The following is a 14,884-nucleotide window of genomic DNA, read 5'->3' as shown; positions in this document are numbered from 1 at the left end:
ATTCGCATCGAGATACACTTGATCAAGCGCGCGAGAAATACATGAAAGAAAAAATGAAGTGGGAAGAGGCATAATCTCCCAAAGGAAAGTAAATGGAAGCGAATAAGCAAAATGGTGGTGTATTTATAAATGGAAAGGCCCAAATTATTGAGATGCTAAAATTTATGAATGCAGATGAAAGGGCCACTCTCTTGAAGAATATTCAAATGAGAAATCCTACTCTTGCCAAAGAGCTTTATGCTGAAAGTATTACTTTCGATACAATCTACGCACTAGACGAGATTGATCTAAACCAAGTTGTTAAGTTTATTAAAGCACCTGTTATTGGTGTTGCTCTTAAGGAGTGTGAGAAATCTTTTCAAAAGAAAGTTCTTACTATTCTACCAAGAGAAGCTGCAGAAGAAGCTTACTCTTATCTTGTCAAAAACCTTGGAGCAAATGAGGCACGCGATATTCAAAGAGCAAGAAAGCGTGTAACTGACACAATTGTCGCCCTCAATAACAGAGGACGACTAAGTCTATAAATCACATTTATAATTAATTTTTCGATCATCAATTTGGGGGCAGTTCTTAATATTGCCCTCAAATTCTGCCCTCAACTCTTTTGTATTAAGCTGTAAATCAAGTAGTTCAATCTGAAGAAGAATTCCATCATCACTTAACTGATCCAGACATTTCGCCTTAATTGAATATTCACATTTGGCAGGATTAATCTTAGCAAGGTTTACAAGGGCCTTCTTAAGCCTCTCATCACCCTTCGTTTTCTTTTCAATCCATGAGTCAATGTCATCACGGACACCATTCTTATTTGAGTCAGCTCCACCGTGCCAATCACTACTCTTATCAGTACAAGAAAATAAGAAGAGAGTACAAAATAGAATCAATAACTTATTCATTAATTAACTTCCTAAACTTCGCCTCAACTTCATCTGAAAAAACAAAATCACTACTTTTAGCTGTATCAAATATTTTATGCTCAGCTAAAATATTAATGGCACTATCAAGACGATCAATTGTTGTATTAACAATTTTCTTAAGCCACAGTTCATTTGAATCAATAATCTTTGAGACTTCACTTATTGGAATAGGCACGACTTCAACATCTTCAATAGTAAAGCATGATTCATCATAAACCTTACGGTTAATTCCACCAGAAACTCCAAGAAAGTCACCTTTCTTATGGGTACCTGTTGGCACTAATCTTCCGTTTTGTTCTTTAACTGTTAAAAGAGTTCCAGATTTTACAAGAAAAATAAATTCAGCACTTGTACTCTCTTTAAATAGTAAGTTTTCAACTTCAACCTTACTACTTTCATACGCGGTAAACGTCATCAATCTCTCCCCTCAGTGCTGTACCATAACGAAGTCCATATGTAGAAAAATGGATATTCTTCGCTTCAATCTTGTTTAAAATAGTCTGTGCACAAATTGCTCCAGACTGTATTGTTTTTGATCTCTTTCCTAGGAAAGAAAATTGTTTACCAAGCGCCTTTGCTTCAACTAGCTGAATACGATCCGTACTCTCATTGAAATCAGCAAGGCCAATACTGTAGTTATTTATTGCATCAGCGTCATATGCCGGGGCACCCGAAAACATCAAGGCAAGGCTTGTTAAGGTACCTGCAACGCCAATAATATCCTGACCAACATATGAATCAAGATTAAACTTTTCAAAAATTTCATCAACCTTAGTTCTTAATTGGCCATCCTTTATCCAATCATCAACTCTCACTGAACCAATTGGTAGTGAAACAGTTTCAATAATTTCGAAAGGTTTTGTTTTAATAAGAATAAGTTCACTAGAGGCACCACCAACATCTAAGATGAGCTGCTTCTTTGACTTCTTCTTCATCATTTCATTAATTCCAAGGGCCGTATAATACGCTTCCCCCTCACCAGAAATAATTTCAATATCCAAACCAAGCTCAGACTTAATTCTAGCGAAGAACTCAGGAGCATTTTTAGCGACACGAGAAGCTTCAGTTGCCGTAATTATCATTTTATCACAACCCAGCCTCTGACACTCTTCCTGATATTCCTTCAAGGCCCTAAAAGTATCTTCCATTGATTTCTCTTGAAAAACACCTTCTTTATCAAGTCCTCTACCGAGCCCTGTAATTGTCGAGATTTCTTGTACAATTTCTTTAGTATCACGATCGATAATAAGTAGTAGTGTAGAATTAGAACCAATATCTACAGAACCAATTAAATTCTTAGTCATTTTTGAAAATACCTTTAAATAATTTTTTTATTTTGCCTTTATTCTTTTGAAGGACTTTATCTGTTTCTTTCTTTAATAAATTCTTAGCAGCACTCTTGGCCAATTTTTCAAGAGTGTACTCATAGTCACTGCTTAAAGCATAGCCTATCCCTTCTAGACGGTAAGGAATCTTAGCAGTTCCATAATCTCTTTCAAGGTCATGCTTTAATTCTTCTTCATTTACAACAATAGCGCCAAGAAGCTCCCCCGGGGCCTTAAAGTCAATCTTTCCATTTCCTTCTAAAGCATACTTCCCTTCATCTAATACTACTTTATAACTTTTAAATTGATGATAGCGATCATCTAATCGTCCATTAAATGATAATTCACTGATATCACCATTAATTGAGATATCCTTTTTAGTTAATTTCTCAAGTTTGTTGAATATACTACCTACAACATTTGCTAAATTTATTTTATGAAGTTTTGCTTCTTTAACATTTAATGCAACATTGAAGTCATAGCCTTTACCAATTAACTTTCCATCAACCTTACCTGATGCTTTCCCCTCAACAGACTTAATAATACCATGTGGGACAAAAAGGGCGGCGCTTGAAATATCAACTTCACTAAATGAAGCATTTACTTCTGTTGTTTTCCCTTTCTTATGAATCTCTGAATTAACTTTAAGATTTAGTGGTGCTGTTCCAAGTTTTAATCTATTTGATAAAATATTTAATTTTTTACGGTTTACGCTCAAGCCTATTTGACCATTAATCGGTGACTCCCCTAGCATAACATTGGAGAACTTAACTTTTGATTTAACTGGATAATTTGAAAAGACTTCTCCGTTTGTACTAGAAATATCGACATCAGAGTTCTCTTCTTTTACTTCTTCCTTAGCAACTTTCTGCTTAGGCATATGCTCTTTCATCTCTGTCGGAATCTGAATGTCTTGCAGATGCATATTAATATCAGAAGTCTTTAAGTAATCAAAACGATCAACTCCAAGAACAAAAGGAGTCGACTGACCAATTTTTACAATCCCCTCTAGAAGCTTTAACTCAATTGCTGATCTTATCTTTTTACTATTTAAGTTATTCTTAACATTAACGACAACAGGGATACCCAGTGCAACGATATTACTATCCACACTAGTTGTTATATTTGGAAATAATTTATCATTTCTAGAAGTTAGACTTCCCTCGACCTTAAGTTGGCCATCTTTGATTTTCACACCAAAGTCACTTACATTAACAAAGTAAGAAGTAATATTATTTAAATCACTAACAAGGTTTATATTATGTAATTTTAAAATTTCTTTATTTAAGTCGTAATCAAGATTTGATTTCATAAATTGATGTTCTTCAAGTGCAACAACAACTTTTGAAGACATCATTTTCTTCTCAACACCACCATCCATTTTTACAGAAAACTTTTTCAGAGGTTTTATAAGAACACTTGATTTAACATTGTTAATATCGACTTCAGCATTGAAATTTAGCTTTTTCTCTTCAAGCCACTTATCAAGTACAGTTTCACCAATTATTAAAACATCAAAAGATGTTTCATTTGGCTTCCCTTTTGAAAGAATGAAATGAGACTTCAACTCGAAAACAGACGTTGTATTGAAACCAATATCTCTAAGTGCAAGTTTTTCAATATTAACTTCACCAAAGCTTCCACTTCTAAGAGCATAGTTTGCATTAATATTCGTTACATTAAAATTCAAAGATGCATCAGAGAAAAAACTTAGAACGGCCAGGCCAGAGTCAGAACTTTCATCCTTCCCTTTCTCTTTAGTTGTAACTTTCTTTTCCTCTTTAAAGCTAACCACTTCTTTTGAAGTAAAAGAGTTTTCCCAATTAGAGCCCTTCTTGAACTCGATATAACTTACTTTCGGATTATCAATATTTACAGAGATCGTCCCGTATCCCATAAGCATCGTCCAAAATGGGATTTCAATTTGTAGATTATCAAATGAGCAAAGGGGAAGCTTTCGGCCACCATGAGGGTAAAGAATATCAACGCCCCTAATATTAACTTTAGAATTAAGGCCAAGGGAGTAATCAAGAGACTGAGTTAATACTTCAGCATTTGGTAAAGTCTTTTGAAGTTGAGTAGTAAAAGCCTGCCTGATGGCGTCTGGTTTTAAGTTCTTTTTAGCAACAATTAATATGATTGCAGAGAAGACAATTAAAAACCCTAAAAATAAAAATATTATTTTTAATGGTGACTTAGTTTTCACATACCCTCCAATGGTATTTTAGATTAAAGTCAGTGGTGCAAATTTTGCCATGAATTTTTTCTGTGCACCGTCATTAAATTTAATCGTTACCTTTTCATCTCCTGTCGGGCCAATACACTCTAAAACAGTTCCTTCACCATAAAGAGAGTGAACAATTTTTGATCCCTTAGGATAAGTTACTTTCTTTGCACTTATACTTGGCGATTTTTCAACTCTGTAAACAGGCTCATCATCATAAACCGGATCACATAGGTCATCCCAATCATTATCCATTGATTGCTGGCGCCCACCACCTAGTTTCTTCCAGATATAAAATTTATTCGGTATTTCTTGAATGAAGCGGCTAAAGCCATTGAAGCGTAATTGTCCAAATAACATACGCCCTTGAGCAAAGGTGATATAGAGTCTTTTCATTGCTCTAGTCATCGCTACATAGAAAAGACGACGCTCTTCTTCAATTGCAACTTCGCCATTTTCGATTGACTGATAACTTGGAAAGACTGTCTCCTCAACACCTGTAACGAAGACATATTCGAACTCAAGACCTTTGGCACCATGAATTGTCATTAGGGATACTTCCCCCTGATTTTCTTCCTCTTGTCCAATCACTGAATTATCAAGAGTGATTGTTTCTAGAAAGGCGCCAAAACGGCCATCAGGATTTTGATCCTCAAATTGAGTAAAGGCACTACCAAGCTCTTCTAAGTTTTCCATACGAGCTTGCGACTCATAGTCTTTTGCTGCTCGAAGCATTTCCCAGTAACCAGATTCATAGAGAAGCTTTTCATAAACAGTCTCTAAACCTTCACCTTCATCATGCGCAACTTTGGCTTCAGTGATTAAGTGAACAAATTGCGAAAGAGAAGACTTCACACGAGACGAAAGTCTAATATGTTTAAAATCTTCTGGATTATCCACAATTCTATTAACAACTTCCCAAAGAGAACTATCAGACTTGATTGCCTCTTCTTCGATTTTTCTTAGCGTTGTTGCACCAATCCCACGAGTTGGTACATTAATAATACGACTTAAGGCCAATGAGTCTTTGTCATTAACAAGAAGTCTAATATAGGCAATTAAATCCTTAATTTCTTTTCTCTCGTAGAACTTAATCCCACCGACAACTCGATACGGGATATTAGATTTTCTAAGAGCATCTTCAATTTGTCTTGATTGAGAATTAGTTCGATAGAAAACTGCCATTTCATCGTAATTAACTCCATCTTCATTATGATGATGAATTAATTGTTCTGCGACAAAGTCAGCTTCTTCACGATCACTAGAACATTCGACAATCTCAATTGACTCACCTTCAGGGTTATCAGTCCACATACTCTTTCCCTTACGTTGAGTATTTCGACAGATAACTGCTCCAGCGGCTTCAATGATATTTTTAGATGATCGGTAATTCTGCTCTAGTTTTAAAATTTGAGCATCACTGTACACTTCCTCGAAGTCTAGAATATTTCGAATATCTGCTCCACGCCAAGAATAGATCGACTGATCCTCATCCCCTACAACACAGATATTTCTTCTTTTCATAGCAAGCTTTGTAACTAGATCAAATTGAGCACGGTTCGTATCCTGATACTCATCCACAAGGATATAGCGGAAACGATCCTGGTATCTTTCAAGCACTTCAGAAAACTTTTCGAAGAGCTGAATAACACCACAGATAAGACCACCAAAGTCTGTCGCATTGGCCTTGTGAAGTTCCTTTTCATACTCAAGATACATATCGTAGAAGATATCATCTCTTTCTACTTCATAATCTTTATCTGAAATATCACGATCAGGGTAATGCCCGTGATTCTTAAGGTCTTCAATAAAGTATAGTACTTCAGACGGAGCTGTTTCTTTTTGAGAAATTCCACGACGATTCAAGATCGCTTTTACAACACTCTTTTGTTCAGACGTATCATAAATCGTAAAATTACGACTAAGGCCTAAGTAGTTTGCCTCAGACCTTAGCATTTTTGCACAGAAAGAGTGGAATGTAGTCACTTGAAGAGCACCCACATCACAACTAACATCACGTCCGACACGGTCACGCATTTCTTTTGCGGCCTTATTCGAGAAAGTTAGGGCCAATAATTGAAAAGGAGAAATATTCTTTTCTTCTAAAAGATAAGCAATCTTTGTTACAAGCGTTCTCGTCTTTCCAGATCCTGCACCAGCAAGGATCATCATTGGTCCATCAATCTCTTTAACGGCTTGACGTTGTTGAATGTTGAGATGATCTAACTTCATTTAAATTCCTAATTTACTCTTTTTTATTCTACAGTTACTGACTTCGCCAGGTTTCTTGGTTTATCAATATCTGTTCCTAAATTCTTAGCAATGTAATATGCAAGTAGTTGGTTAACTACGTTTACATAAAGAGGTGCTAAATCTCCAAGTCCTTCAAAGTTTAGTTCGATATAGTGATCAGAAATTTCTCTTAAATCTTCCTTACCTTTTGGACCAATTGAAACGATTAGACCTTTACGAGCTTTAATTTCTTGAATATTTGAAACTGTTTTCTCATATAGCTCTTCACCAACTAAAGCGATATTTACTTTTTCTTCGTCAATTAAGGCGATTGGACCGTGCTTAAGTTCCCCTGAAGCATAACCTTCAGCATGAACGTATGCGATTTCCTTTAGTTTTAAGGCACCCTCAAGTGCAATTGGGAAGTAAGACCCACGTCCTGTATAAAAGAAACCTTTAAACTTATAGATTGCATCTGCAACATCTTTAATAGGCTTCGTATTATCAAGTAACTGCTCTACTCTTTGAGCAAGTAAGCTATAACGTGCTGATAACGAATTTCTTAATTCATCATTCATACTTCCATTTGCAATTACTTCAGAAAGTGTTTTCCCTGTTAGAACTTGTTGAGTGAAAGCCTTTGTTGAAGCAACACCAATTTCAATACCTGCACGAATCATAAGATTGACATCACAATCACGGTACAGCGTAGAGCCTTCAGTATTTACAATTGAAAGAGATTTCATGCCTCTTTCTTTACACATTGTTTGGGCCGCAAGCGTATCTGCAGTTTCACCAGACTGTGAAATAAACATCGCTAATTCATTCTGATTCAGAATTGGATTTCTGTAACGGAACTCACTTGCAACTTCTGCAAAACATCTAATGCGGTTACTTGACTCAAAGTAATCCTTAATCATAAGACCTGCATAGTAAGCAGTCCCACAGGCAGTAATACTAACAGCTTCCATTGGAAGTTTTGTTGCTGCCTCTAAACTCTCTTTCCCTTCTCCTTGAAAGTAATATTGAGTTAGAGAACGAATTAGCTCTGGTTGCTCGTGAATTTCTTTAAGCATATAGTGCTCGAATTCACCCTTTGAAGCAGGATCGTGATCGATCGTCTGCTCTTTTGACATATATCTTTGAGTCTTTGTTCCATCTAACTCATAGAAGTTCAGTAGTTGATTATTCTTAACACTTAAATGGCAAAGAACATTATCTTCAGGGAAGTAAATACGGTTTGCCATACCTGCAAGAGCATATGGATCACTTGAAACAAATACTTCAGAGTTTACTTCATTACTTCCACATACTAGTGGAGCACCTTTTTTAATTGCAAAGATTTCATCTGTTTCACAATTTAGAACAACAAATGCAGAAAACCCTTCAATTCTTTCAAAAGATTTGATGACTGCTTCTTTAATTGGAGTTCCTTGACGCTTGTGAAAAATAAGAAGCCCAAGAAAAGTCTCAGAATCTGTTTCAGACTCAAAGTAGATTCCATGTTCTTTTAGTTCATTTCTGATTTCAGTAGCATTCTCAATGATTCCATTGTGAACCATTGCAATTCCATCTTTTGTTGATACGTGTGGGTGAGCATTATAATCTGTTACACCACCGTGAGTGGCCCAACGAGTGTGCCCAATGCAAGATCTTGCATGAATATCTTTACCTTCAAGCTCGGCTTCAAGGTTAGCGATTTTACCTTCTTTTTTATAAACGAGAAGTTCATCATTTTTACTGATGAAACTAACTCCAGCTGAATCGTAGCCACGATACTCTAGTCTTCTAAGTCCTTCTAGAACAACGTCAACTGAATTTGATGGCCCTAAATGCCCAACAATTCCGCACATAGTCACTTCCTTATATGTTTAAAAAATACTAATTTAAGAAAGATACCATTTTGCGGGCGAAAATAAAATTTTTGCGGGCCTATTTGTCGCTTTTTTTCCTAATGAAACGCTTTGCCATGCCCTCTTTCGTCTCTTGACGCCCTCTAGCAATTGCAAATGAACCATCTGGCATACTTTTGCTAATAGTTGAACCTGATGCGACATAGCATTCTTTACCAATCTCAATAGGAGCAATCATTTGTGAATCTGATCCAATAAATGATCCATCACCAATAATTGTTTTATGCTTATTGGCCCCATCGTAATTACAAGTAATGAAGCCACAGCCAATATTTACATTGTCTCCAATCTCAGCATCACCTGCATAACTTAAGTGAGAAACTGCAGACTTCTTACCAATCTTAGATTTTTTAATCTCGACGAAGTTTCCGATTTTTGCGCCTTCACCAATATCACTTCCAGGTCGAAGTTGTGCCATAGGCCCAATTGAAGCACCTTTAGATACTTTTGAATCTGTAATATATGAATTGGCCTTAATGATCGCACCATCTTCAATAATTGAATTCTTAATTGTTACGCCTTGCTCGATGACTACATTCTTTCCAATCACAGTTTTGTCATCGATAAAAGCATTTTGGAAAAGGTGTGTTCCTTGACCAATATTTTTTGAATAACAATATGTGTGTGACGGATCTGAAAAGCGCACTCCCGCTTCTAGCATTAGGTAGCGAGCGATTGAGCGTCTTAAATAAATATCAGCATCTGAGAGTTGAATTAAGTTATTTACACCTAAAAACTCACGAGCATCCTCAAATAAAAGTGGACTAACATTCGCTTCAGGGTTGAATGTATCAGTTAAATAGAATTCTCCAGATTTGTTATTATCTGAAAGATTAAAAACATGATCCATTAAATAAAGAGTTTTAAAAATATAGAGACCAGAGTTAACTTCTGTCACAAGTCTTTGCTCATCTGTTGCATCTTTTTCCTCAACGATTTGAAAGCCAGTTCCCTTACGAATAATTCTTCCGTAACCTGTAGGATTACTTGCTGAAAAAGTTGCACAAACTGCATTTGAGCCTTTCTCAATCTCTTCAATGAGAGCGCTAATTGTTTCTTTTGTAATTAGCGGTGTGTCCGCACATGTCACAATTGTATAATCATAGCCACGAGAGTTTTCAAAATCGTTCAAATAAGTCTGAACTGCATGCCCTGTCCCTAATTGTTCTTTTTGATAAACGTAATTTATACCTGTAAAGCGTTCATTAACATGTTCTTCAACAAGTTCACGTTGATGTCCTGTTACTAAAGTGATGTCGCCAAAATCTTTAAATGTTTCGATGACATAATCGACTAAAGTATTTTGGTGTAATGGTGCAAGTGGTTTTGGGATATCCATTTTTAATCTTGTTCCCTTACCTGCAGCAAGTACAACTACCGCAACTTTCTTTGTCGTATGTTCTGACATTTTAAAAACTCCTAATAACCGACTATATCGGTCTCTTTTCACTTTATGAAATTACAACACATTAACTAAATCATAGCAAAAAAATCAGTTAAAAAACTCAAAAAAATCACGCATTTTCGCTCTTTTTATTAAAGAGTTTTTTTTATTGCCCGATGTTAATTAAGAACAAATTGCCTATATTGCGCCGACCTGTTGGAGGAAAGATTTATGGTTACAAATTACGAGGGTGAGAACATTGAGTTTAAGGAAGAATTGGCCCTCTTACCAATCCGAGACTTAGTTATTTATCCATTTATGATTTTACCTCTATTTGTTGGTAGAGAAGCATCAATCAAAGCTATTGACCACGCTATTAATCATTCAGATCGTCTGATTCTACTTTCGAGTCAGAAAGATATTGTTGCAGAACATCCTGCACCAGAAGAGATTTATGAACTTGGTACTGTTGCCATGATCATGAGAATGAGAAAACTTCCAGATGGAAGAATTAAAATTCTAGTACAAGGTTTATCAAAAGCTAGAATTACTTCATTTGAACAACAATCACCTTTCTATATTACAAAAGTAGAAAAGGTTGAAGATACAGTGACTGATAGTTCAAATATTGCAACGACAGCACTTATGAGAACGATCAAGGAACAACTTGAAAAAGTTATTCAACTTGGAAAAGTTCTTTCTCCAGATATTCTAATGGTTCTTGAAGATATTACAGATGCCTCGAGACTTGCAGATTTAATTGCATCAAATTTAAATCTACATGTTTCAGAAGCACAAACAATTCTTGAAACACTAGATCCAGTTGATCGTCTACATGCAATCAACGATATTCTAAACCGCGAATTAGAAATCCTAATGATGCAACAAAAGATGAAAACAAATGCTTCATCTGAGAATGCTAATCAAAGAGATGTGTTCCTAAAAGAACAAATCAAAGCGATTAAGTCAGAACTTGGTGATGGTAATTCAGAACAAGATGAGTTTGCAGAGTTCAGAAAAAGAGTTGAAGAAGCAGGAATGCCAGAAGAAGTTCTTAAAGAAACAACTAAGCAACTTGCGCGTCTTGAAAAAATGCACCCAGATTCGTCTGAAGCAAGTATTATGAGAAATTATATTGAGTGGATGTGTGATCTTCCATGGAGTAAAAAATCTGAAGAGCATATTGATCTTAACTCTGCTCTTGAGATCCTTGATGAAGACCACTTTGAACTTACTCAAATCAAAGAAAGAATTCTTGAGCACCTAGCAGTTAGACAACTTAAGGGTGATGATATGAAAGGACCAATCCTATGTTTCCAAGGTCCTCCTGGTGTTGGTAAAACTTCACTTGGGAAGTCTATTGCTCGTGCAACAGGAAGAGAATTTGTAAGAATTTCTCTTGGTGGTGTAAAAGATGAAGCAGAGATTAGAGGTCATAGAAGAACATATGTTGGAGCAATGCCAGGTCGTTTTATTCAAGCGATGAAGCAAGCAAAAACAAATAACCCAGTTGTTCTACTTGACGAAATCGACAAGCTATCTGGTGACTATAAAGGTGATCCATCAGCGGCCCTACTAGAAGTTCTAGATCCAGAACAAAACGTAGAGTTTAGAGATCACTACCTAAACGTACCATTTGATCTTTCAAACTGTATGTTTATTGCAACTTCAAATATGCTTGAAAATATTCCAGGTCCACTAAGAGATCGTATGGAAGTAATCAATCTATCTGGTTACACAAGAGAAGAAAAAGTTGAAATCTCTAAGAGGTATATCATTCCAAAGCAAATGGATGAAAATGGGATCAACAATGAGCACGTGGTATTCACTGATGAAGGTGTTGAAAGTGTTATCGAGCACTACACTTCTGAAGCTGGACTACGTAACTTAGAAAGAAGAATCGGTACTCTATGTCGTAAAGTAGCAATGAAGATTGCTAAAGGCGATATGGGTAAAACACATATCGTAAAAGATACTGTTGTTAAATACCTAGGACCACCTATCTTCGTAAAAGAAGATCACAAAGATGAAGATGAAGTTGGTGTATCAACAGGACTAGCTTGGACATCTCACGGTGGTGAAGTTCTTTACATCGAAACAACAAAGATGAAAGGACAAGGACTAACTCTTACTGGTCAGCTTGGTGACGTTATGAAAGAGTCTGCAAAAACGGCAATTAACTACATCAGATCTCGTGCACTTTACATGGGAATCGATGAAGATATTTTTGAAAATCACGAGTTCCACGTACACTTACCAGCTGGTGCCACTCCAAAAGATGGACCTTCTGCAGGTATCACATTAGCAACTGCCCTAGTATCAAATTGTACAGGTGTTCCAGTTAGCCGTGATGTTGCAATGACTGGTGAGATTACTTTAACAGGAAAAGTTCTTCCAATTGGTGGACTTAAAGAAAAAGCACTTGCTGCACTTAGAATGGGGATCTCTACAGTTGTTATTCCATGGGGTAATAAGAAAGACCTTGTTGATATTCCAGAGAACCTAAGAGAGAAAATCAATTTTGTTCCTGTTAAAACAATTGATGAAGTTCTTGATATCGCCCTAGTAGACTGGGCAGGTTACAAGAAAGAAGTTCAAATGAAAAAAGTGGACGAAAAACATCAAGAAAAAACTAAAGCTGGCGTTGCCGCTTAAATAGAGAGGGCCAACAAGGCCCTCTTTTTTTTTATCCAACATTAAATTAAAATGGAATGTATATGGGAAAAGAAGAAATGAAAGTAATGATTGTTGACGACTCTGAAATCTCTAGAACTTCTGTTAAAGATATTTTAGAGCAAGAAAACTATGAAGTCGTCGGTTGTGTAGGTAGTGCACAGGATGCTTTAAAACTTGCTTTTGATAATCCTCCAACACTATTTATTATCGACGTTATTATGCCAGGAATCAGTGGGTTAGAGCTTGCTGAATCTGTTGCCAGTAATTTCCCAAACGCTAAAATTCTAATGATGTCTTCACTTGATATTGAATCTGTATGTATTGAGGCAATTTCTTCAGGAGCTCAAGACTTTTTAGTAAAACCATTTAAAAGAGAAGATCTACTTAGATCTGTAGATAAGCTGACTCATGATATTGCGTCAGAAAAAGCGAGTTAATTGAATGTTTAGGTTTTTAATTTATTTTACAGTTAGTTTTTTAATCTTGGCCTTTCCTGTAGCTAAGAATTCAACAGTATTTGATAGCATTAACAAACCATTAAAACCATATACGCAAAAAGTATATTCAACAATCGCCTTTTATTTGAATACAAGCCTTAGTGAAGGCAAAGAAATGACAGTAAAGCTTTTTAATAATACAGCTAAGAAAGTGGATTACGTCAAAAGAGAATCTTCAGGGATCACGAAGCCAATTGGTAAGAAAGTTCAGGGCCTCGACGCTCTGGATGATTATCAACATGGTGAGTATACTGTTGAAGAACGTGAGGCCCTTTTAAAAGTATTACGAGAAAGTGAATAAATTATTGATTAATAGACTTTGATTCTGTCTCTTTTTCAATAGTCCCACCAGAACTCGCAATTAAATTATCAATTTCTTGCATCTTTTGCTTAAGGTTTAATCCCCTAGTTTCACAAATAGAATCATCAGACGTATTTGTTGTTGCTTCTTTTACTCCGGCAAATACCTGAGATGATAGTAGTGCTAGTACAGATAATAAAAATAGCTTTTTCATAATACTTCTCCTTTTGTAGACACTATATTCAATGCATGAAGTATGCCAACAACAGACATCGTATTTTCAATCACTTACCATATGCTTATTGTTTAAGAAGTATACATTTTTTCAACGCTGTTTAGACTTTTAACACTTACCTTACAACCTTAACTATCTTTCCCGAATCCGTTGTTAAATAGAGCTCTCCGGCCGGAGAAACCACAATCTGGCGCATTCTCTCTTCAAGCTCCTCTAGGTAACTCTCTTGAGAAACAACTTTATTACCATCCATTCTAAGCCTTCTCAGATGCTCACTGCCAAGAGCGGCGAGAAATATATCCCCTTTCCAATCCTTATACTTAGTTCCTTCATAAACAACCATTCCCGAAGGTGAAATACTTGGTGTCCAATAGACAATAGGCTGCTCCATTCCCTTCTTTTTTTCTTCACCTATGCTTGGGCCCCAATACTCCTTTCCATAAGTAATGATAGGCCAGCCATAGTTTAGACCTGGTTTTATTAAATTAAGTTCATCTCCACCGCGAGGACCAAATTCACAACTAAAGATATCTCCATTCTTATTCATCCCAATCCCTTGTGGATTGCGATGACCGTAGCTCCATATCTCCTTTAGAGCACCCTTCTTATTTTCAAAGGGGTTTCCTTTAGCCGGTGTGCCATCAAAATTTAAGCGTAGAATTTTACCATTATGATATGAGAGGTCTTGAGCATACTTTCTTTCTCCGCGATCACCAATAGTCATAAAGAGGTAGTTATCTTTAAATAACAAGCGCGAACCAAAGTGGCGAGTGGTATCACTTATAACCTTTGTTTCTAAAAGTACTTCGGCCTTACTCAGTTGGGCCTTAGCATATTCTGCACGTGCCAATGTCGTTACGACAACACCCTTAACTTCAGAAGAATATGTGAAGTAAGCGTAGTCCTTGTCTCCAATCTTCTTATACACAATATCAAGCATCCCACCTTGACCTCGTGACTTTACTTTTGGAGAGATGAGCTCTTTGGTCTGCTTTGTTGAAAAATTATGATACTTAATTTTTCCACTTCTTTCGGTAAAAAGGATTTCATTATCATTGATAAAACTGATTCCCCAAATAATGTCATTAGTTTTAAAAACTTCTTTTGCATTAATTTTTGCAAACGAAGAAATAGAAATGAGAGAACTGAGAATTAAAAATACAAACGTGAGACTTTTCAT

13 protein-coding genes are annotated in these 14,884 nt (G+C 36.2%); 4 read left to right on the top strand and 9 right to left on the bottom strand.

The window, feature by feature from the left end; genetic code table 11:
* Positions 1-92 precede the first annotated feature (92 nt).
* Entirely contained in the window at positions 93-524 is a 432-nt protein-coding gene (locus ABMA79_RS14480) for a FliG C-terminal domain-containing protein (RefSeq protein ID WP_103218405.1), read from the top strand.
* Here the strand turns inward: ABMA79_RS14480 and ABMA79_RS14475 are convergent.
* The 7 genes from ABMA79_RS14475 to glmU all read right to left on the bottom strand — a co-directional run bounded on the left by ABMA79_RS14475 (position 519) and on the right by glmU (position 10,019).
* Positions 519-896 (bottom strand): hypothetical protein, encoded by a 378-nt coding sequence (locus tag ABMA79_RS14475; protein WP_393093488.1) that lies wholly within the window; start codon positions 894-896, stop codon positions 519-521. The two genes, ABMA79_RS14480 and ABMA79_RS14475, sit on opposite strands and share 6 nt — an antisense overlap.
* On the bottom strand, positions 889-1,332 hold the full coding sequence (locus tag ABMA79_RS14470) for a cyclic nucleotide-binding domain-containing protein (RefSeq protein ID WP_392861067.1): 444 nt from the start codon (positions 1,330-1,332) through the stop codon (positions 889-891). The genes ABMA79_RS14475 and ABMA79_RS14470 overlap by 8 nt, the downstream gene beginning before the upstream one ends.
* On the bottom strand, positions 1,313-2,221 hold the full coding sequence (locus tag ABMA79_RS14465; RefSeq protein ID WP_393093485.1) for a hypothetical protein: 909 nt from the start codon (positions 2,219-2,221) through the stop codon (positions 1,313-1,315). Before ABMA79_RS14465 ends, ABMA79_RS14470 begins: the two co-directional genes overlap by 20 nt.
* Positions 2,214-4,448 (bottom strand): hypothetical protein, encoded by a 2,235-nt coding sequence (locus ABMA79_RS14460; RefSeq protein WP_393093482.1) that lies wholly within the window; start codon positions 4,446-4,448, stop codon positions 2,214-2,216. Before ABMA79_RS14460 ends, ABMA79_RS14465 begins: the two co-directional genes overlap by 8 nt.
* Positions 4,449-4,466: 18 nt before the next feature.
* Positions 4,467-6,698, bottom strand: a complete 2,232-nt coding sequence (locus tag ABMA79_RS14455; protein WP_392861072.1) for an ATP-dependent helicase — start codon at positions 6,696-6,698, stop codon at positions 4,467-4,469.
* Positions 6,699-6,721: 23 nt separating this feature from the next.
* Positions 6,722-8,551 carry a glutamine--fructose-6-phosphate transaminase (isomerizing) gene (gene glmS, locus ABMA79_RS14450; protein WP_393093479.1) on the bottom strand — a complete coding sequence of 610 codons (1,830 nt, stop codon included), beginning with the start codon at positions 8,549-8,551 and terminating at the stop codon, positions 6,722-6,724.
* A gap of 79 nt (positions 8,552-8,630) precedes the next feature.
* A complete protein-coding gene (glmU, locus tag ABMA79_RS14445; RefSeq protein ID WP_393093476.1) occupies positions 8,631-10,019 on the bottom strand; it encodes a bifunctional UDP-N-acetylglucosamine diphosphorylase/glucosamine-1-phosphate N-acetyltransferase GlmU in 1,389 nt (462 codons plus the stop codon).
* Between the two features lie 207 nt (positions 10,020-10,226).
* Between glmU and lon the strand changes: the two genes are divergently transcribed.
* From lon to ABMA79_RS14430, 3 genes are all read left to right on the top strand, one after another.
* Entirely contained in the window at positions 10,227-12,650 is a 2,424-nt protein-coding gene (lon, locus tag ABMA79_RS14440; protein ID WP_392861077.1) for an endopeptidase La, read from the top strand.
* Positions 12,651-12,712: 62 nt separating this feature from the next.
* Positions 12,713-13,108 carry a PleD family two-component system response regulator gene (locus ABMA79_RS14435; RefSeq protein WP_392861079.1) on the top strand — a complete coding sequence of 132 codons (396 nt, stop codon included), beginning with the start codon at positions 12,713-12,715 and terminating at the stop codon, positions 13,106-13,108.
* Positions 13,109-13,112: 4 nt separating this feature from the next.
* Complete coding sequence (locus tag ABMA79_RS14430; protein ID WP_392861081.1) at positions 13,113-13,469, top strand: hypothetical protein; 357 nt, start codon at positions 13,113-13,115, stop codon at positions 13,467-13,469.
* Position 13,470: 1 nt separating this feature from the next.
* On the opposite strand, the gene ABMA79_RS14425 is transcribed toward ABMA79_RS14430, so the two are convergent.
* Together ABMA79_RS14425 and ABMA79_RS14420 are read right to left on the bottom strand one after the other, a co-directional pair.
* Complete coding sequence (locus ABMA79_RS14425; RefSeq protein ID WP_021267597.1) at positions 13,471-13,683, bottom strand: hypothetical protein; 213 nt, start codon at positions 13,681-13,683, stop codon at positions 13,471-13,473.
* Positions 13,684-13,819: 136 nt separating this feature from the next.
* The gene (locus tag ABMA79_RS14420) at positions 13,820-14,884 is read right to left on the bottom strand and encodes a PQQ-dependent sugar dehydrogenase (protein WP_393093473.1); all 1,065 of its coding nucleotides are present in this window, start codon (positions 14,882-14,884) and stop codon (positions 13,820-13,822) included.

Source organism: Halobacteriovorax sp. HFRX-2_2 (assembly GCF_043196705.1).
Taxonomy (GTDB): domain Bacteria; phylum Bdellovibrionota; class Bacteriovoracia; order Bacteriovoracales; family Bacteriovoracaceae; genus Halobacteriovorax_A.
This window is presented reverse-complemented; position numbering and strand designations above follow the sequence as displayed.